The 18895-nt window shown below is 71.4% G+C and carries 14 protein-coding genes and 1 pseudogene; 9 read left to right on the forward strand and 6 right to left on the reverse strand.

The window, feature by feature from the left end; translation table 11 throughout:
* The first annotated feature begins 1 nt into the window (after nucleotide 1).
* The 3 genes from BN1187_RS07625 to BN1187_RS07635 all read left to right on the forward strand — a co-directional run bounded on the left by BN1187_RS07625 (nucleotide 2) and on the right by BN1187_RS07635 (nucleotide 2551).
* Nucleotides 2-643 (forward strand): CBS and ACT domain-containing protein, encoded by a 642-nt coding sequence (locus tag BN1187_RS07625; RefSeq protein ID WP_040160622.1) that lies wholly within the window; start codon nucleotides 2-4, stop codon nucleotides 641-643.
* A 113-nt stretch (nucleotides 644-756) separates the two neighbouring features.
* Nucleotides 757-1725, forward strand: a complete 969-nt coding sequence (locus BN1187_RS07630) for a hypothetical protein (protein ID WP_052462485.1) — start codon at nucleotides 757-759, stop codon at nucleotides 1723-1725.
* Nucleotides 1718-2551, forward strand: coding sequence for a ferritin family protein (locus BN1187_RS07635; RefSeq protein ID WP_218184606.1), 834 nt, complete (start codon nucleotides 1718-1720; stop codon nucleotides 2549-2551). The genes BN1187_RS07630 and BN1187_RS07635 overlap by 8 nt, the downstream gene beginning before the upstream one ends.
* Before the next feature lie 28 nt (nucleotides 2552-2579).
* Here the strand turns inward: BN1187_RS07635 and BN1187_RS07640 are convergent, their stop codons facing one another.
* Genes BN1187_RS07640 through BN1187_RS07660 form a run of 5 tightly spaced genes read right to left on the reverse strand, consistent with a single transcriptional unit; the run spans nucleotide 2580 to nucleotide 7616 of the window.
* Complete coding sequence (locus BN1187_RS07640; protein WP_040160625.1) at nucleotides 2580-3215, reverse strand: ABC transporter ATP-binding protein; 636 nt, start codon at nucleotides 3213-3215, stop codon at nucleotides 2580-2582.
* Nucleotides 3212-4081: an ATP-binding cassette domain-containing protein gene (locus BN1187_RS07645; RefSeq protein ID WP_040160627.1), complete on the reverse strand. Its 870-nt coding sequence runs from the start codon at nucleotides 4079-4081 to the stop codon at nucleotides 3212-3214. The genes BN1187_RS07640 and BN1187_RS07645 overlap by 4 nt, the downstream gene beginning before the upstream one ends.
* Nucleotides 4081-4968 (reverse strand): ABC transporter permease, encoded by an 888-nt coding sequence (locus BN1187_RS07650; RefSeq protein WP_082034595.1) that lies wholly within the window; start codon nucleotides 4966-4968, stop codon nucleotides 4081-4083. Before BN1187_RS07650 ends, BN1187_RS07645 begins: the two co-directional genes overlap by 1 nt.
* Entirely contained in the window at nucleotides 4961-5983 is a 1023-nt protein-coding gene (locus BN1187_RS07655; protein WP_052462487.1) for an ABC transporter permease, read from the reverse strand. Before BN1187_RS07655 ends, BN1187_RS07650 begins: the two co-directional genes overlap by 8 nt.
* 7 nt (nucleotides 5984-5990) lie before the next feature.
* Complete coding sequence (locus BN1187_RS07660; protein WP_040160629.1) at nucleotides 5991-7616, reverse strand: ABC transporter substrate-binding protein; 1626 nt, start codon at nucleotides 7614-7616, stop codon at nucleotides 5991-5993.
* Nucleotides 7617-7801: 185 nt separating this feature from the next.
* Between BN1187_RS07660 and BN1187_RS14270 the strand changes: the two genes are divergently transcribed.
* The 3 genes from BN1187_RS14270 to BN1187_RS07675 all read left to right on the forward strand — a co-directional run bounded on the left by BN1187_RS14270 (nucleotide 7802) and on the right by BN1187_RS07675 (nucleotide 11396).
* Nucleotides 7802-8590 (forward strand): nucleotidyltransferase domain-containing protein, encoded by a 789-nt coding sequence (locus BN1187_RS14270; RefSeq protein WP_040160631.1) that lies wholly within the window; start codon nucleotides 7802-7804, stop codon nucleotides 8588-8590.
* A gap of 243 nt (nucleotides 8591-8833) precedes the next feature.
* Entirely contained in the window at nucleotides 8834-9175 is a 342-nt protein-coding gene (locus BN1187_RS14275) for a hypothetical protein (protein ID WP_157754756.1), read from the forward strand.
* 457 nt (nucleotides 9176-9632) lie between these two features.
* Nucleotides 9633-11396, forward strand: a complete 1764-nt coding sequence (locus tag BN1187_RS07675; protein WP_082034596.1) for an HNH endonuclease signature motif containing protein — start codon at nucleotides 9633-9635, stop codon at nucleotides 11394-11396.
* A gap of 455 nt (nucleotides 11397-11851) precedes the next feature.
* Here BN1187_RS07675 and BN1187_RS07680 read toward each other — a convergent pair whose 3' ends face one another.
* On the reverse strand, nucleotides 11852-12649 hold the full coding sequence (locus BN1187_RS07680; RefSeq protein ID WP_040160635.1) for a PAC2 family protein: 798 nt from the start codon (nucleotides 12647-12649) through the stop codon (nucleotides 11852-11854).
* 35 nt (nucleotides 12650-12684) lie between these two features.
* Here BN1187_RS07680 and metH point away from each other — a divergent pair, with 35 nt between their 5' ends.
* The 3 genes and pseudogenes from metH to BN1187_RS07695 all read left to right on the forward strand — a co-directional run.
* On the forward strand, nucleotides 12685-16155 hold the full coding sequence (metH, locus tag BN1187_RS07685; protein ID WP_040160637.1) for a methionine synthase: 3471 nt from the start codon (nucleotides 12685-12687) through the stop codon (nucleotides 16153-16155).
* On the forward strand, nucleotides 16145-17668 hold the full coding sequence (locus tag BN1187_RS07690) for an ABC transporter substrate-binding protein (RefSeq protein WP_082034597.1): 1524 nt from the start codon (nucleotides 16145-16147) through the stop codon (nucleotides 17666-17668). The genes metH and BN1187_RS07690 overlap by 11 nt, the downstream gene beginning before the upstream one ends.
* 161 nt (nucleotides 17669-17829) lie before the next feature.
* Nucleotides 17830-18681 (forward strand): annotated as a pseudogene (locus BN1187_RS07695) (tRNA (adenine-N1)-methyltransferase); the annotation flags it as partial.
* Between the last annotated feature and the right edge of the window lie 214 nt (nucleotides 18682-18895).

The following is an 18895-nucleotide window of genomic DNA, read 5'->3' on the forward strand; positions in this document are numbered from 1 at the left end:
CATGTTCGTGAAGACGCGGATGACCGCGAACCCGTACACGGTGACCCCGCAGACCCGGCTCCCCGAGGCAGTGGAGCTGATGGAGGACAAGCACGTGCGGCACCTGCCGGTGGTGGAGGACGGCCGCGTCGTCGGCGTCCTCGCCCCGAGCGACATCGCCGCGGCGTCCCCGTCGCAGGCGACGACGTTCAGCGCCGGGGAGATCACCTACCTGCTCGCCAAGCTGCGGGTCGCGAAGGTGATGACGCGCGACCCCATCACGATCAGCTCGGACGCCCTCCTCGAGGAGGCCGCCGTGCTGATGCGGGACAACAAGATCGAGATGCTGCCGGTCGTCGACGACGGGACGCTCGTCGGCGTCATCACGGAGAGCGCGATCCTGGACGCGTTCATCGAGGTGCTCGGCTTCCGCGACCCCGGTACGCGGTTCACGATCCAGGCCCCGGACGCCCCCGGCGTCCTCTCCCGGCTCGGAGCCATCGCGGCCAAGCACGGCGCGAACATCATGCACCTGGCCGTCTACCGGGGCGACGGGCAGCACAGCACCGTGCTGCTGGGCGTGAACAGCCGCAACACGCAGCAGCTCGAGGCCGACGCCGCGGCTGAGGGGTTCGAGGTGTTGGCCCGGCTCGAGAACGACTGAGCGCGGCGGCGTCCCGACCCGGCTATGGAACGGCTGAGCGCGGCGTCCCGACCGCCTGGCAAACCTCGGTGGGCGGTTAGGACGGTGCCTCCCGGATGGGTAGAGTCGGGGTCATGGCGTCCTCCCACACTTTTGTCGACACAGCAGCGAACGCCAGGAACGAGCAGGCAGAATCACCCGGCATCCCCCGCGAGGTTTTCGGCGATCGCGGCCGGCTGTTCTCCGACCCCGACAACTCCCAGATCCTGTTCACCGACTTCGACGTCGAGGCCTACACCAGGGCCGCCCGGGGGCGCATCCCGATCGATCGCGACGCCGTCGCCGAGCAGGGCCTCGACTCCGGCGTGCGCGACGACCTGGCCTTCCTGTGGCGCCTCGACGCCGCCGCGCTGTCGGAGGCCCGCGCGGTGCTGGCGAGCTGGACCTCCAAGGAGGCCCGCATCACGGCCTTCATCGCCACGTGGGCGTACGAGCGATTCTGGACCGCCCGCGCGACGCGCGAGTTGATGATCGCCACCGGCGACCTCCCCGAGCCCCGCGCCAAGCAGTCGGTGCGGGCCAAGCTGCACGAGGGCTACATCGAGCGCGTCATGCCCATGGTCGTGCCCGTCGTCACGTCGATCATCGGGGAGGCCTCGACCGGCGGTCAGATGGCCAAGCTGGCGCTGCAGGAGACGTCCCTGCAGCAGGCCTACCGGGCGCTGTTGCCGCGGCTGGACGGCGAGGCCGCCCGGGTGGTCGCCGAGGTGGCCGATCGCCGCGACGAGATGATCCGCTTCTTCGCCCTCGAGGCGTCCGCCCGGGTGGCGCGGTCGTCCCGGGAGGCGAACCTCACCCGGTGGCAGCTGCTGACCGGCTGGCACCCGTTGCGCGTCGTCGGCGTCCCCGACCCCGACGAGCGGCGCGCCCTGTCGAGCATCTTCGCCACCCCCGAATCCCGCGCCGCGCTGGGTCAGGCTCAGCGCGCCGTGCGCGACCTGCTGCGTCCCAGCCACGCCATCCCCGGCGCCGGGCCCGACGGGTCCGCCGCGCCGCCCGCCACCCCCGGCATGCTCACGAGAAGGAACCGTCATAGTGTTTGATCTGGAAAAGTTCGCCGAAACCTCGGAGCGGGTCACGTGGGAAGACCTCGACTTCGACGCCTTCGACAGCCACCCGCTGGACGCCGAAACGCTGCGCGTCCTGCGCTACATGTGCGATGTCGAGTACCACACGACCTGCTACCTGCGTGACCTGCTGGTCACCCGCTCGCACCGCCAGGAGGACGCCCGCGGGTTCATGACCACGTGGAACCGCGAGGAGTTCTGGCACGGGGAGGCTCTTTCGGCCGTCCTCAAGCAGCACGGCATCATCGTCGACTACGACGAGCTGAAGGCCCGCCGCATGAAGCTGGGCTGGCAGGACGCGCTGAGCACCCTGAAGCAGTCCGCGGGCTCGAACCTGGTGGGCGACGACTTCATCGCCGTCCACATGACGTGGGGCGCGGCCAACGAGCTGTCGGCCGTGGCGGCCTACCGCCGGCTCGCCGAGATGATGTCTCACCCGGCGCTCTCGCCGCTGCTGCAGCGCATCGCGCAGCAGGAGACCCGGCACGTCGCGTTCTACACGACGCAGGCCCGCGCGGCGCTGGAGCGCTCCGAGTCCGCGCCGAAGCTGACCCGGCTGCTGATGAGCAAGGCGTGGCGCCCCGTCGGCTCCGGCATCATGGACGACGACGAGGTGCGTTACGTGATGACCTACCTGTTCACCGGGCAGAAGGAAGCGCTGGACAAGCTCGACCAGTCCGTCGCGCGCATGCCCGGGCTCGAGGGGCTGACGATCTTCAACACCGCCTTCGAGAAGATGGGCATCGTCGTGGACGCCGAGGCCGTCCAGACCGTCCGGGCCGTGGCCCCGGCGGCCGGCTGACCGAGGGTGAGACGCCCGGCGGGGACGCCTAGCGCCGGGCGTCCAGGGTGGTGACCTCGTCGGCCCAAGCCTCCAGCAATGCCCGATCGTGGCTGATCGCGAGGACGCCCAGGCCCGCCTCCGCCCGGGCCCGGACGAGCCGGGCGATCACGGCTGCGCTGATGGGGTCGAGCATGGCCGTGGCCTCGTCGCAGATCAGGTAGCGCGGGTCCTGGGCTAGCGCGCGGGCCAGCGCCGCGCGCTGGAGCTGACCGTCGCTGACCTGGGCGGGCAAGCGTCCGAGGAGGTCGGAGGTGAGGCCCACCTCGCTGGCGAGGGACGCCACCGCCGCGCGGGTCGTCCGGACGCGCCCGGCGTGCAGCGGCTCCGCGATGATCTGGGCCAGCGTCCGCCGCGCGCTGCACGAGCGCCGCGGGGACTGGAACAGCATCGCCGTCCGACCGCTCAGGCGTCCGCGACGGAACTCGACCGGGACGCCGTCGAGGGTGACCTCACCCGCCGCGGGGGCGAGCAGCCCGGCCAGCACGCGCGCCAGCGTCGACTTCCCCGAGCCGGACGGCCCCTGAAGACCCACGATGCGGCTGGGTTCGACCGCGATGCTGACGTCCTCGAGCACCGGGGCGCCCCCGTAGCCCGCCGTGACGCGCCGCGCCTCCAGCGTCATCGCGCCGCCTCGCTGAGCCGGTCGGCGAAACGGACGCCGTCCGTCAGGTCGGTCAGGGCGGGCGGCATCCCCGGCGCCGCGTGCAACCCGTTGGCGGGCAACGCGGCGACCAGCGCGCGGGTGTAGTCGACCGTCGGGTGGGCGAGCAGGCCTGCGGCGGGGCCGTCGTCGACGAGGCGTCCGGCGTACTCGACGCTGAGGTCGTCGGCGACCCCCGTCGTGGTGAGGGACTGCAGGTCGTGGGTGATGAGCAGCACGGCGCGTCCCTCGTCGGCGCAGCCGCGCAGCAGGCCCAGGACGTGCTCGGTGAGCTCGGGATCGAGGCTGGCGGTGGGCTCATCGGCAACGAGGACGCGCGGGTCGCCGGCGAGGGCGAAGGCCACGGCGGCGCGTCCGGCCATGCCCCCGGACAGCTCATGGGGGTACCGGTCGAGCGCCGGCTCCGGGAGCCGGACGCGGCGGGCCAGCGCGTCCGGCGGGAGGGGGCCGTCGAGCCAACGGACCGTCTCGGCGAGCTGGGCTCCGACGGTGCGAGTGGGGGTGAGGAACGTCGCGCTGGACTGCGGGACGCGCCCGACGACGCGGCCGCGGAGACGGTCCCAGACGGCGGCGCGCGGGCTGGTGAGGGCGCCGGAGACGTCCGTGCCGTCGATGATCACGGTGCCGGACGCGCGCGTGCCGTGCGGGAGCATCCCCACCAGGGCGGACGCCAGGATCGATTTGCCGCAGCCGGACTCCCCGACGAGCGCGCGGAGGCGTCCGGCCTGAAGGGTGAGCGAGAGGTCGGTGGCGGCATGCACCCAGGCGCGCCGACCGTCCACCCGGGTGGGGAGGCGCAGCGTCAGGCCCGCGACGTCGACGAGCATCAGCGCACCTGCGCCTCGTCCGCCAGGGGAGCCCAGCGGTGGCGGGCGGCGGAGGCGAGCCCGGAGACGACCAGCGTCGCCACCACGAGCGCCAGGGCGGGGAACGCCAGACTCCACCACCCGCCCAGCAGGATCTCGCCGCGTGACTGCTGCAGCAGCGTGCCCAGCGACGGACGGTCGGGGGAGAGGCCCAGCCCGAGGAAGGACAGCGTCGACTCGTGCCAGATCGCGTGCGGCACCAGCAGCACCACGGCGACGGACGCCTGGGCCAACGTGGCGGGCAGCAGGTGGCGGGCCAGCACCTGCCAGCGGGACGCCCCGGCGAGGTAGGCGGCGTCGACGAACTCCGCGGCGCGGGTGGTCAGCGCCTCGGAGCGGACGATGCGCGCGACCTGCGGCCAGTGGGTGACGGCGATCGAGACGACGATCGCGGTCAGCGACCCCCGGAACAGCGCCACCAGGACGATGCCCAGCAACAGGTGCGGAAGCGCGTTGACGGCGTCGCTGATGCGCATGAGGACCGCGTCGGTGCGCCCGCCCAGCGCGGCGGCGGTCAGCCCGACCGCCAGCCCGGCGACGGTGGCGATGAGGGCGCACAGCACGGCGATGGTCAGGCTGACGCGCAGCCCCTGGGCGACCCGGACGAACAGGTCGTGGCCGGCGTAGTCGGTGCCGAACCAGTGGGCCGCGCTGGGCGCGAGGCGGGCCCGGGAGAGGCTGGCCTGGGACGACGCCTCCGGCCAGAGCAGCGGGACGAGGACGACGTAGGCCAGCAGGACGACGCCGGCCAGGACGGTCACGGTCGTCGACCCCGGAAGGCGGCGGGCGGGATCGCCGGGGGTCGGCGGGGCCGTCCGCCCGGCGTCCTGCCACGTGCGCTCACGCATCGGCGCTCACCCGCGGGTCCAGCAGCAGGTAGCAGGCGTCCGCCAGCGCGGAGCCGAGCAGCACGAGCAGCGTCGAGGCGAGCGTGAGGACGGCCAGCAGCGAGAAGTCCAACTGCTGCGCGGACGCCACCAGCGCGGCGGCGATGCCGGGCCAGGAGAAAATCTCCTCGACCAGCACGGCGCCGACGATCAGCTCGGGAAGCCGCGCGCCCAGGACGCTCACCAGCGGCGCCAGCGAGACCGGCAGGACGTGCGAGGTGACCACGACGCGGCGGGGGAGCCCGCGGGCGGCGGCGGCCTGGACGGGGTCGGAGGCGAGCGCCTGCCGCACCGACATCCGGGAGCTGAGCAAAAGCCACGGGGTCTGGGAGATCGCCAGCACCGTCACGGGCATGACCAGGTGCCGCAGCAAGGTGGCTGCGGTGAGCGGCTCTCCAGGCGGCGCCACCCCGCCGATCGGCAGCAGGCGCAGGCCGAGCCCGAGAACGGTGATCGCGACGAGGGACAGCACGAACGGCGGCACCGCCTGCACGATCACGGCCGCCGCCGTGCAGACGAGGTCGAGGAGGCTGCCGGGGCGCAGGCCGGCGAGGAGGCCGAGCGTCAATCCCAGGACGAGCGCCAGCACCAAGGCGCTCAGCGAGAGAAGCATCGTCCACGGGAGCCGCTCCGCGATGACCTGGGCGACGGGCTGGGCGAACACGCGGGACGTCCCCAGGTCGCCTCTGACAAGGGCGGACGCCCACAGAAGCCACGCCTGCCACCAGGGCCTGTCCAGGCCCAGGGCCGATTCCAGCTCGGCCCGCTGGGCCGGGGTCGCCCGCTCGTAGCGGTCCCCGAGGTAGCCGGCCAGCGGATCGAACGGGGACATCGCGGCGAGGAGGAAGACCACGCCCGACACCACGATCAGCAGCGGGACCGACACCGCGGCCCGCCGGGCCAGCAGCACCCCGACCTCGCGGCGGCGACGCACCCAGCGTCCGGGCGTCCGGGCGTTCGTCGCCGAGGTGCTCACGGCGTCCTCACGAGCGGCGCCAGCCGGCGAGGTTCCACCACGGACCCCAGCTCACGCCGTGGCTGTGTGGCTCGGTCACGGATGGACCCGGCTGCCAGCCGTCGTCCTTCATCACGTAGGTGTGTCGGAGGAACGCGAACATCACGTAGCTCGGGTCTTCGACGTAGTCGGCCTGCACGGCACGGTAGGCGGCGGTGCGCTCGGCGGCGTCCGTGCTGCGGCGGGCGCGCTCGAGGGCGGCGTCCAGCCGGGGGGAGGAGAAGTCTCCGGGGTTGTCCCAGGTGGACGCGCCCGGGACGCGGGTGTGCAGGGGCCCGTAGAGCTGGCTGTCGAGCGAGTACGGCTTGTCGCCCCCGCCGAGCAGGATGCCGAGGTCTTCGCGGCGGGGTTCGATGGCGGCGAAGTCGAGACCTTCGAGCTGCACGTCGACGCCGATCGCGCGCATGTCGGCGGCGAAGGCGGTGGCGAGGTCGCGGCGGACGATGTCGGTGGGGCGGTAGGCGACGGTGAAGCGGGCGACGTCGGCGCCCTTGTGCCGGAAGCCGTCAGTGCCCTTGGTCCAGCCGGCGGCGTCCAGGAGGCGTTCGGCGCGGGCGCGGTCGAAGGGGAACGTCGCGCCGGGATCGTAGGCGTCCCCGTAGACGGGGGAGACCGGGGTGAAGGCGGGGATGCCCTCGCCGCCGAGCACCTGGGAGACCATCGCGTCGCGGTTGACGGCGAGGTTCATGGCCATGCGGGCCGCGGGGTCGCGGGCGAAGGCGCTGTTCTTGGGTAGCGAGACACCCCGCCAGTCGGCGGACTTCACCGCGACCTCGGTCCAGCCGTCCTTGCCGGCGAAGGTGTGGGCCAGCAGGGGCGGGAGCTGGGCGCCGTCCAGGTCGCCGGCCAGCAGCCGCTGGGCGCGCGTGTTGTCGTCGGCGACCCGGACCACGGTGAGGCGACTGACCTGCGGGACGCCGTCCCAGTAGCGGGCGTTGGCGTCGAAGGTCGCCTCGTCGGGGCTGAGCCGGGCGAGCCTGTAGGGGCCCGTGCCGATCGGCTGCGTGTTGAGGGACGACTCATCGGACGGGCCGCCCGTCAGCTTCTCCGACGGTGCGATGCCGATGAGGAGCCGCGTCGGGAAATCGGAGTAGGGATACCTGAGGCTGAAGACGACGTCGTCGCCATCCGCGCGGACGCCGGCGACCATGTCGAGCGTCGAGGCGAGGGGGGACGCCGAGCGCGGGTCGAGGATCGCGCGGTAGGTCGCGACGACGTCCTCGGGACCGAGCGTCGTGCCGTCGTGGAAGGTGACGCCCCGGCGGATCTTCACGCGCCAGGTCGTGTGGTCGGCCTCGAGCGTCGGCTCGCTGGCTGCGAGGGCAGGCTTGAGCGCGGGGAGCTTGTCGTCGCCGGTGCTGTCGAGGCGGAGAAGGCCGTCGTACAGCGGGGACGTCCCGAGTTCTCCGTAGCCGGAGACCGGGTTGAAGCCGCCGAGCTCGAGGGTGTCGGCGAGGACCAGGGAGGAGGGATTCTTGCCGGCTGGGTCAGTGACGTTGGCCGAGCCGGGTCCTGAGGGCGTGGTGAGGGCGCAACCGGACAGCGCGAGTGCTGCGACGGCGGTGAGTGCCGTCAGGGTGCGGCGCAGGGACATAGCGGTCCTCGTTGTTGCGATCAGGTCTCAACAAGGAGACTAACAGTCTGGTGCGTCCACGCCTGAAGGCGTGAGGAGTCGGAGCGCGGTCGGCGGCAGGAGCGGATCGCTTCTGGCACGCTTGCCGCCTGGTCACCACCCATCTGGCCAACACCGATCTGGCCCGACGCCCATGAGGAGCAGCCGTGCGCGACCCACTGGAGCGATTGGACTCTGCCGGCTTCATCGAGACGGGCGTCGACGCGCGCCAGGTGCAAGCGTGCTTCCAGCCGATCCTCGACGCGATCGGCGACTCCGTGGATGACGACGTGGCGGTCTACGTCTACGGGTCCGTCGCCACAGGACGCGCGAGGGTGGGTCACTCTGACGTCGATGTGGTTGCTCTAGGCATGGACCCGACCCACGCACGCCTTCTGGGCCGCGAGTTGTCGAGCGAGTACGCAGCCGTCACCCGCGAGGTGGCGATCGGTGCGTGGTCGCCTGATGACCTCACGGACGGTGACGCAGGCTACGGAAATCGGATCTTCCTCAAGCACTACTGCGCCTGGCTTTCGGGTCCGGACCCGGCCGCATCGCTGCCGCGCTTCAGGGGCGATGCGCGGGCCGCTCGGGGATTCAACGGTGACTTCGCCGCTGTTGTGACCCGCTGGAGCGCGGCAGTCGGCTCCCTCAGCGATGATCGCCCCGATGAGATCGCTGCCTTGGCGCGGAGGATCGGTCGCAAGTCGTTGTTCGCCGTGGCCGGCATGGTGAGCGTCCACGACGCGATCTGGACCACGGACCGGGCCACGGGGGCCGCCCGATGGGCAGAGCTCCACCCGGAACTCGCGGACGACCTTGCACTTCTTCTGGCTTGGGGCGACGGCGTTGTGCGCGCCGATCACCACGCGGTGGCGCGGCTCATGCGGTCCACCGTGCCCGAGTTGATCAGCCAGTTCGCCTCCCACATTGGTGCGTGGGGCGAGGCGTCCTGACCGCGGTGGATGAGGAGGGTGCCGGGGCAGCCCGTTGGGTTCGTTCACCGAGGGAACCTGGTGGCTCATCATCCGGGGTGAGGTCCTCCCCGCGTCAGCGGGGTTCGGCCGGTCAGGCGGAAGAGGGCGTGCGCCGGCGACCACCGTCCCTTGGTGAAAGACCGCCTGCCAGGCGCGGCCCGTGTAGCGGTAGAGGGTGGTCCTCCGCGTGACTCGGTCCTGGGCATGCAGCGTGTATCGCACGTGGACGAGACCGTTGATCAGCGGAACGACATGCGGGTCCACGATCCGGTAGCCGCCAACCAGGGAGATGGGGTGGGTGCCCAGAAGTCGGCCGAGCACGACGGCCTTGATCGCCTCGCGGGTGTAGATCTTTCCCGATGCTCCCACCTCGGTGAAATCGGGGGCGATCTCTGCCTCGAACGATTCCTCGTCCCAGATGAAGTCGGGCTGATCGAAGAGGGGTTCACGGGCGATCAACTCGCGCGCCAGGTGATCGGCGTCGTCCCAGGTCACAGCCACGGTCCCAGTGAAGCAGGCCACGAGTTGCGGTCCCAGGGGATCTGGCCCGCGCGGTCTCTGTGAATCTGCCCTCTGCGGGCTCCGTGGATCTGGCCACCCCCCGGGTCAGAATCCCGGCCACCCCCGGTCTCATGGATCCGGCCACCATCCGCGGTTCTGCGAATCTGGCCACCACGCGGGGTCTCAGGGATCTGGCCACCACGCGGGATCTCAGGGATCTGGTCACCATCCGCGGTTCTTGGAATCTGGCCACCACCCGCGGTCTCGGTGTCCTGTGGGCTTCGCGGAGACGGGGTATCGCCCACGTGAGAGGGCCGTGCTGCCTGCGGTGACGATTGCCTGGACTCTTGGACCGTGCGGAGGGCGACCGGCCAGATCTCTTGGCCGCGTGACCTTCTGGCCGCGTCCCTGAGGCCGTGCGGAGGGCGCTGCACGCATGACCCTGGTCGTGGGAGAAGCTTCAGAGATTGTTCGATTAGTGTGTTCGAAAAATGTCAGACCCCGTCCGTAGTGTCGAGGCATGGAGGAAGTCAGCAGCTCGACGGGGCGTGCGCTAGGGGTGATGGCGCACGCGCTCGACCAGATCGACCACGCCGAGCGGCGAGCGCTGGGGCACCGCGACCGTCTGGGGCTACTCGAGGCCGCCCGCACCGTTGCGCGGCGTACCGAGGCGCTGCTGGCCGTGCTCGTGGCCGAGGCCGATGACGCCAAGTCCGCGTCGATCGCCCGCGGTACGCCGACCACGAGCTTCCTGGCTGCGGACGGAACGCCACCGAAGGAGGCGGCCGGGTTGGTCTTCACAGCACGCGACGTGGCGCGGCATCCGGTCGTCGCGGCGGCGGCGTTGGCGGGGACTGTCACGGTGAAGCAGGCGCGCACCATCGAGCGAGTCATTGAGGAGCTCCCCGGCACGCTCGACGCCGATCAGCGCGCCCGCGCTCACGACGAGTTGGTGGCGCGGGCGCCGTTGCTGAACGCGCAGCAGGCGCATCGGGAGGCCCGGGAGCTCGTGACGATGATCGCTCCCGACAAGGCGCCCCCGGTCGAGGATGAGATGGCCCGCCTGGACGCCCAACGCGCCCGCGCCTTCGCTCGACGGTCTTTGGTGTTGTCGCCCGCGGGCGACGGGTCGACCAACATCCGGGGCTCCCTGCCGACGCTGTCGGCCGCGCCCTTGGTGACGTTGGTGGACGCTTACGTAGAATCCGCCCGTCGCGCCGAGCGGAATCGGCCGGCGGGGGACGCCGCGGGTGTTCCGGACGAACAGGCGCCGGGTGCCCGGCACGGACGCGGCGCGGCCCCGCGGGCACCCGGAACGCCCACCATGGAGCAGCGCCGGGCCGACGCCTTTCTCGAGATCATTGCTCAGCTGACCGGCGGAGCGGCGAGAGCAGACGCCCGGGGCCGAGCAGCGGCGGAAGCAAACGTCGGGGGCCGAGCAGCGGCGGGAGTAAACGTCGGGGGCCGAGCAGCGGCGGGAGCAAACGTCGGGGGCCGAGCAGCGATCGCAGCCGACGCCGGAGGCCGAGCAGCGGCGGAAGCCGACGCCGGGGGCCGAGCAGCCGCGGAACCGGGTGCCGTGGTCGGCCGTGCATCCCCTCCCGACGACCGTCTCCGCCCGCGCGCTGACTCCATCGGCAGAGACGAGGTAGGGACATTTCACCCCGGTGCGGCCCCAGGTTCTCGCGCCAACCGGCAGCAAGCGGTCAGTCCGGCGGCCTCGACGATGCCTGAGCTTCGCCCGCCAGCGAGGGCCGTTCGCGTCGCTGGAGATCGACCGCGCGTGGTCGTCACGATGCGCGAGGAGGACCTACGGGCCCGCGCCGAGCAGGCCGGCGTTCTTGAGACCGGCGAGACGATCAGCGCTGGCGACCTGCGGAGGTTGTGCTGCGACGCCGACGTCGTACCCGTCGTGTTGGGCACTCGCTCCGAGGTGCTGGACGTCGGGATGAGTACGCGCCTGGTGACGGCGCCAATCAGGAGGGCCCTCTCGCTACGGGACGGCGGCTGTGTCTTCCCGGGCTGTGACGTGTCTGACGTCCGGTGCGAGGCGCATCATGTGCAACCGTGGTGGGCCGGCGGCCGGACGAGCCTCGACAACCTGGCCCTGGTCTGTCCGCATCACCATCATCTGCTCGAACCGCCCAGGTTCTGGAGTGGTCCGCCGCCCGACCGGTGGACGCTCCGCATGGACGCGCACGGGCTGCCGGAGGTGGTGCCGCCCCGGCGGGTGGACGGTGCCCAGGTGCCACTGAGCAACCGTCGACGCCAGGGGGTGCCCTGAGCCATTGCGGTCAGCTGACGCCGCCGCCCCGGCGAGTCTCCGATGCCCGAAGCGCAGTCTCCCGCGCCCGAAGGTCTGAGGCGCTGTCGAGGGTCGGAGCCGCGGCGAGTCATTTGAGGCTCGACGGCTGGAGCCGCGGCGAGTCATTTGAGGCTCGACGGCTGGAGCCGCTGTGAGTCATTTGAGGCTCGACGGCTGGAGCCGCTGTGAGTCGTTTGACGCTCGAGGGTCGGAGCCGCTGTGAGTCGTTTGACGCTCGAGGGTCGGAGCCGCTGTGAGTCACTTGACGCTCGACGGCTGGAATCGCCGCGAGTCATTGACTCTCGGGGGGCCGGAGCCGTCGCGGGCGGTTGGAGCCAGCGCATTCGGGCGATCCCTGATCCCCGGGGACCCAGAGTCGTCGCGGCCGGAGGGAGTCACCGAGGTGTCCGTCGACTTGGGTCGGCCGTCCGAGACTAGCGGTTGCGGCGACGGAGGTAGCGCTCGAATTCGGCGGCGATCACGTCGCCCGGTTCCGCGCCCTCGGCGGCTTGGTCGTAGTGCTCCTCCAGGGAGCTGATGTACGACGCCACGTCGGGGTCGTCGGAGGCCAGGTCGTTGACGCGTTCCTCCCACTCGGCGGCCTCCTGGGGGAGGTCCTTCACGTCGAGCACCGTGTCCAGCACGTCCTCGACGCGGCCGAGCAGCGCCAGCGTCGCCTTCGGGTTCGGCGGCTCCGTCACGTAGTGGGGCACCGACGCCCACAGCGTCGTCGTCTCCAGGCCCGCGTCCCGGCACGACTGGGTCAGCACGCCGACGATGCCCGTCGGGCCCTCGTAGTCCGTGCCGTCCTGCGAGACGAAGACCGGGCGGCGATGCGGCGCGTCCGTCAGCATGGCGCCCAGCATCACGACCTTCTCCGGCTGCACCGTCCGCATCGCAGACACGAGCCGCGAGCAGAACTCGCGCCAGTGGAAGTTGGGTTCCGGACCGCCGATGAGCACCAGGTCGCGCTCGGGAAGGTGACCCACCAGCACCTCGACGGTGGGCCACTGGTTGATCCGCTCGCCGGTCGCGGTCGTCGTGACCACCGGGCGGTTCTGCGTGAAGTCGTAGAAGTCGTCGGGGTCGAGCGCGAAGATGAACTCCGCCCGGGTGAGGTCCGACAGGTGGTCGATCACCCCGGACGCGGCTTCGCCGGCATCGTTCCAGCCGCCGAACGCGGCCACCACCACTGGATTGCGAAGGTTGCGGAGGTCGGTCGTGGATGGCATGCGCCCAACTGTACTCATCCACGTATCCTGGCCGAATGCGTCCAGCTCTTCGTTCCGCCCTGTCCTCCCGCGTCGTCGTCGCCGACGGGGGCATGGGGACGATGTTGCAGGGCTTCGACCTCTCGCTGGACGACTTCGACAACCTCGAGGGCTGCAACGAGATCCTCAACGTCACCCGCCCCGACGTCGTCAAGGCCATCCACGCCGCCTACCTCGAGGCCGGCTCCGACTGCGTCGAGACGAACACCTTCGGCGCCAACCTCGCCGCCCTCGGCGAGTACGACATCGCGGACCGCATCGCCGAGCTCGCCGAGGCGGGCGCCCGCCTCGCCCGCGAGGCCGCCGACGAGGCGTCCACCGACGAGCGTCCGCGCTGGGTGCTCGGCTCCATGGGACCCGGCACCAAGCTGCCCAGCCTCGGGCACACGACGTTCGCCGCGATCCGGGACGGCTACCAAACCCAGGCCGCGGCCATGCTCCGCGGTGGCGTCGACGGCTTCCAGATCGAGACCTGCCAAGACCTTCTGCAGGCCAAGGCCGCCGTCATCGCCGTCAAGCGCGCCCAAGCCGAGGCGGGCACCGACCTGCCGATCATCGTCAGCGTCACGGTCGAGACCACCGGCACCATGCTCATGGGCTCCGAGATCGGCGCCGCCCTCACCGCCCTGGAGCCGCTCGGCATCGACGTCATCGGGCTGAACTGCGCCACCGGCCCCGCCGAGATGAGCGAGCACCTGCGCCACCTGGCCCGCTTCGCCCGCATCGGCGTCTCCTGCATGCCCAACGCCGGCCTGCCGGAACTCACCAAGGAGGGCGCCCGGTACCCGCTGCAGCCGACCGAGCTGGCCGATGCGCTCGACCAGTACGTCGGCGAGTTCGGCCTCTGCCTCGTCGGCGGCTGCTGCGGCACCGGACCCGAGCACATCCGCCAGCTCGCCGACCGCGTCCGCGCCCGGCCCCTCGCCGAACGGACGCCCACGCCGGTCCCCAGCGTCTCGAGCCTGTACGCCGACGTTCCCCTCCGCCAGGACACCTCCTACCTGTCCATCGGCGAGCGCACCAACGCGAACGGCTCCAAGGCGTTCCGCGAGGCCATGCTGGCCGAGAACTGGGACGCCTGCCTCAACATCGCCAAGGCCCAGTCGCGCGAGGGGGCTCACCTGCTCGACCTCTGCGTCGACTACGTCGGACGCGACGGCGCGGGCGACATGTCCGAGCTCGCGTTCCGGCTCAACACCGCCGTGCCGCTGCCGATCGTCCTCGACTCCACCGAGCCCGCCGTCCTGCAGGCGGGGCTCGAGCGCCTCCCGGGTCGCTGCACCATCAACTCCGTCAACTACGAGGACGGCGACGGCCCCGACTCCCGCTACGCCAAGGTCATGCCGATGATCGTCGAGCACGGCTGCGCCGTCGTCGCGCTGACCATCGACGAGGAGGGCCAGGCCCGCACGGCCGAGTGGAAGATCCGCGTCGCCGAGCGGCTCATCGCCGACCTGACGACCAACTGGGGGCTGAGGGAATCCGACCTCATCATCGACGCCCTCACCTTTCCCATCGGCACCGGGCAGGAGGAGACGCGCCGCGACGCGCTGGAGACCATCGAGGCCATCCGCGAGATCACCGCCCGCCACCCGGACGTGCACACCACGCTCGGCGTCTCCAACGTCAGCTTCGGCCTGAACCCGGCGGCCCGGCAGACGCTCAACTCGGTGTTCCTGCACGAGTGCGTCGAGGCGGGGCTCAGCTCGGCGATCGTCCACCCCAGCAAGATCCTGCCGATGAACCGCATCGACGACGAGCAGCGCGAGGTCGCGCTCGACATGATCTACGACCGCAGGCGTCCGGGCTACGACCCGCTCGCCCGGTTCCTCGAGCTGTTCGAGGGCGTCACCACCACCGAGGCGAAGGAGGAGCGTCTCGCCGAGCTCAACGCCCTCCCGCTGGGCGAACGGCTGGCCCGCCGCATCGTGGACGCCGAGGAGCGCGGACTGGACGAGGACCTGGACGCCGCGCTGGCCGACAAGCCGGCCCTCGACATCATCAACGACGACCTTCTCGCCGGCATGAAGACCGTCGGCGACCTGTTCGGCTCCGGCCAGATGCAGTTGCCGTTCGTCCTGGCGTCCGCCGAGGTGATGAAGCACGCGGTCGCGCACCTGGAGCCGCACATCGAGCGGACGGACGACCAGGGAAAGGGCACGATCGTGCTGGCCACCGTCAAGGGCGACGTCCACGACATCGGCAAGAACCTCGTCGACATCATCCTCACCAACAACGGCTACACCGTGGTGAACCTGGGCATCAAGCAGCCGGTCGGAGCCATCCTCGAGGCCGCGGAGGAGCATCACGCGGACGCCATCGGCATGTCCGGCCTGCTCGTGAAGTCGACCGTCGTCATGCGCGACAACCTCGTGGAGATGAACTCCCGCGGGATGACGAAGATCCCGGTGCTGCTCGGCGGTGCCGCGCTGACAAGGGCGTACGTCGAACAAGACCTCAACGAGATCTTCGAGGGCGAAGTCCGCTACGCCCGGGACGCCTTCGAGGGGCTCTCGCTGATGGACGCGGTGATGGCCGTCCGGCGCGGCGTCGACGGCGCATCGCTGCCCGAGCCGCGCAAGCGCCGCGTGGCCGCCAAGCCCCACTCCGCTGACGAGCCCGAGGACTCCGGCGACGACGTCCGCTCCGCCGTGGCCCGCCGCATCGACGTCCCGACGCCGCCGTTCTGGGGCTCCCGCGTCGTCAAGGGCGTCCAGCTGGGCGAGATCGCGAACTGGCTCGACCACCGCGCCACCTTCATGGGCCAGTGGGGGCTGCGGGCGAACAAGCAGGTCAGTTACGAGGAACTCGTCGAGACCGAGGGCATCCCGCGCCTGCGGATGTGGCTCGACCGCATCCACACCGAGGGCCTGGGGGAGTTCGCCGTCACCTACGGCTACTGGCCCTGCTACTCGACGGGGCGCACCCTCGTGGTGCTCGATCCGGAGGACCACGCCCGCGAGCTGCATCGGTTCACGTTCCCGCGACAGCGACGCGACAAGCGGCTCTGCCTGGCCGACTTCTTCCGCGACGAGCGGGAGGCGGCCGAGCTCGGCCCGGACGTCATCGCGTTCCAGCTCGTCACGATGGGGTCCCGCATCGCCGAGGAGACCGGACGCTTGTTCGCCGAGGACGCCTACCGCGAATACCTCGAGCTCCACGGGCTGTCCGTCCAGCTCACCGAGGCGCTGGCCGAGATGTGGCACGCCCGCGTCCGGTCGGAGCTCAAGCTGGACGGGGACGCGGACGTGGACGCCATGATCCGCGACCAGGCCTACCGCGGGTCGCGCTATTCGTTCGGCTACCCGGCGTGCCCCGACCTGGAGGATCGGGCAAAGCTCGTCGATCTCGTGCGTCCGGACCGGATCGGTGTCACGCTGTCGGAAGAGCTTCAGTTGCACCCCGAGCAGTCCACGGACGCGCTGATCGTCCACCACCCGGAGGCCAAGTACTTCAATGCCCGCTGATCCCGACGGACGTCGCCGTCCCGCCCCGACCCGTCGGGCGGCGGCAGGGCTGTTGGTGTCCGTGCTGGCGTTGGTCGGCTGCACTCCGGCGGTGCCTCCGCCGCAGCCGACCCAGCCGACGCCGACGCAGACGCCACGCGACTTCACGGTGATGACGACGGACCGCGCCGTCGTGTTCGATCCGGCCGCCGCGACCACGACCATGGACGCCACGGTCGCTCTCGACGCCTTCCAGCGGCTCATGGTCGTCTATGGCACGCAGGGCCAGCTGCACCCGGACGCGGCCGACGACTGCCTGTACAGCTCCCCGACGGTCTACCAGTGCCAGCTGAAGGACGGCCTGACGTTCACCAACGGGCACGCGCTCACCGCGTCCGACGTGAAGTTCAGCATCGACCGGGCCTACCGCCTCGGCGTGGGCGGGAGTTCCACGTCCCTGCTGAACTCCCTGCAGCGGGTGGAGGTCGTCGGCGACAAGACGGTGCGGTTCCACTTGAAATGGGCCGACAGCCAGTTCGGTTACGCGCTGGCCGCGCCGGCGGCGTCCATCGTGGACGAACAGATCTACGACCCGGACGCGCTGCGCGCCAACGAGCAGCTGCCCGTCGGGTCGGGACCCTTCACGCTGACGCAGGCGACGAACGAGGGGCTCACGTTCGTCCGGTACGAGGGCTACCAGGGGGCCACCGCGGGCACGATCGACCGCATCCGCCTCGCCTACGGGCGCGACAGCGTGGGCGTGGAGCAGGCCATGAACGACGACCAGGTCGAAGCGGTGTGGCGAGGGCTCGACCCGGCGGCCCAAGCGCGGATGGACGGCGAGATCAGCTCCGGGCAGGATCAGCTGACGCGGGCCGGCTTCGACAAGCTCGCGGTGCGTTCGGCCAAGATGCAGCGGCTGATGTGGAACCCGAAGTCGCCGCATGTGCTGACGGCGTCGCTGCGGACGACCGTTGCCAAAGCGCTGCAGCCCGACCGCAGCCAAGCGTCGCTGCTCCCGCCCGAGGTGGACGGCGCGGTGAATTCGTTCCCGGTCGGCGGACGCCCGAGCACGCCCACAGGCGGCGGGCAGCGCGTGCGCCTGACGCTGTCGTACGCCGCGGACGTCCCGGGGCAGCAGGACTCGGCCCGGCTCCTGCGCGATCGCCTCGAGGAGCGCGGCGGCCTGAGCGTCCAACTGAGGCCGGACAGCGCGGACGCCGACCTGCGGCTGACCGACGAGCCGGCACAGGTGAACACCGCGTTCGGCTGGCTGCAGCCCTACCTCGACAACCCCCTTCCGGGCAGCAAGAGCAAGCTGCTCGGCCTCGATCAGGACGCCCGCGAGACGACCGATCCAGACACGCGCCGCGCGCTGCTCGCCGAGATCCAGCAGCAGGCCGCCGCGGACCTGACGGTGCTGCCCGTCTCGCTGGGACCCGAGCCGTTCTACACCGCCCGGGACGCCGGCACCGAGGGCGAGACCTTCGGTCCGGGCAACCAGCTCGGATTGTGGGGGCTCCGCACGCGGTGATCCGGTTGGCCTGGCCGGCAGCGGACGGCCGTCCGCGATGGGCTGGCCCGCCGAGCAGCGGCGGCGCGGGGATTGTCGGCGGTAGCCACTAGGCTGACCGAATGACCGAAACCCAGCCGCCAGCGCCGCAGCCGAGCCCGTCCGGCGTCCGCACCGGGCCGTTGGCTGAGGGGGAGAGGGTCACGCTGACCGATCCCAAGGGACGACGGCACTCGGTCGTGCTGCGTGCCGGCGCGACGTATCACACCACGAAGGGCGGCATCGGCCACGACGAGTTGATCGGCGGCCCCGAGGGGCGCGTGGTCAGGTCGGTCGGCGGCATGGAGTTTCTGGTGTTCCGGCCGGTGCTGAACGAGTTCATGGTGACGATGCCGCGCGGCGCCGCCGTCATCTACCCCAAGGACGCCGGCCAGATCGTGATGTGGAACGACATCTTCCCCGGCGCCCGCGTTCTGGAGGCCGGGGCGGGATCGGGCGCGCTGAGCATGGCGCTCCTGCGGGCGATCGGGTCCGGGGGCAGGCTGTACAGCTACGAGCGCCGGCAGGAATTCGCGGACGTCGCCCGCCGCAACGTCGACCGCTTCTTCGGCGAGCCGCACCCGGCCTGGGACCTTCGCGTCGGCGACCTGGGCGAGGCGATCGGGCCCGAGCCGATCGACCGGGCGATCCTCGACATGTTGGCCCCGTGGGACTGCATCGACGCCGTCGCGAACGTCCTCGTCCCCGGTGGGTTCCTGTGCTGTTACGTCGCCACCGCCACCCAGCTCGGCCGCGTCATGGACACCCTGCGCGCCCACGGCGGGTTCACCGAACCCGTGGGGCGTGAGTTCACGTCGCGGGACTGGCACGCGGAGGGGCTGGCGATCCGCCCCGGGCACGCCACCAGCGGCCACACCGGGTTTCTGGTGTTCAGCCGACGACTCGCCCCGGGCGTCGAGGCGCCGATGCGCAGGCGCCGCCCCGCACCCGGCGCGTACGGGCCGGAGTACCTCGGCCCGCGGCCCAAGGGCGTCCCCACGCTGGAGGAGGTCTCTCGGCAACCGGCCGCCCGGGACGCCGGCGAGCCCGTCCCGCGGCGCGCCGCGCGCCGGCATGCTCCGCGCGACGGTGAACCGGAAGAGACGCAGCGCGAAGAGAATGCGGCCACCGCGGGGTTGGACGACGCGCTGGTGGGCCCGGGTTCGGACGAACGGGCTCGCCGGGAGGGGAATGCGCCGCTGCCGGGAT

Origin of the sequence: Nigerium massiliense (assembly GCF_000826085.1) — a bacterium.
GTDB classification, from domain to species: Bacteria; Actinomycetota; Actinomycetes; order Propionibacteriales; family Propionibacteriaceae; genus Propioniciclava; species Propioniciclava massiliense.

Excerpts from the sequence above, each read along its gene's own strand:
- BN1187_RS07680 (WP_040160635.1), bottom strand. The coding sequence starts at position 12,649 with ATGCCATCCACGACCGACCTCCGCAACCTTCGCAATCCAGTGGTGGTG.
- metH (WP_040160637.1), top strand. The coding sequence starts at position 12,685 with ATGCGTCCAGCTCTTCGTTCCGCCCTGTCCTCCCGCGTCGTCGTCGCC.
- BN1187_RS07675 (WP_082034596.1), top strand. The coding sequence starts at position 9,633 with ATGGAGGAAGTCAGCAGCTCGACGGGGCGTGCGCTAGGGGTGATGGCG.
- BN1187_RS07630 (WP_052462485.1), top strand. The coding sequence starts at position 757 with ATGGCGTCCTCCCACACTTTTGTCGACACAGCAGCGAACGCCAGGAAC.
- BN1187_RS07690 (WP_082034597.1), top strand. The coding sequence starts at position 16,145 with ATGCCCGCTGATCCCGACGGACGTCGCCGTCCCGCCCCGACCCGTCGG.
- BN1187_RS07625 (WP_040160622.1), top strand. The coding sequence starts at position 2 with ATGTTCGTGAAGACGCGGATGACCGCGAACCCGTACACGGTGACCCCG.
- BN1187_RS07650 (WP_082034595.1), bottom strand. The coding sequence starts at position 4,968 with ATGCGTGAGCGCACGTGGCAGGACGCCGGGCGGACGGCCCCGCCGACC.
- BN1187_RS07645 (WP_040160627.1), bottom strand. The coding sequence starts at position 4,081 with ATGCTCGTCGACGTCGCGGGCCTGACGCTGCGCCTCCCCACCCGGGTG.
- BN1187_RS07640 (WP_040160625.1), bottom strand. The coding sequence starts at position 3,215 with ATGACGCTGGAGGCGCGGCGCGTCACGGCGGGCTACGGGGGCGCCCCG.
- BN1187_RS07660 (WP_040160629.1), bottom strand. The coding sequence starts at position 7,616 with ATGTCCCTGCGCCGCACCCTGACGGCACTCACCGCCGTCGCAGCACTC.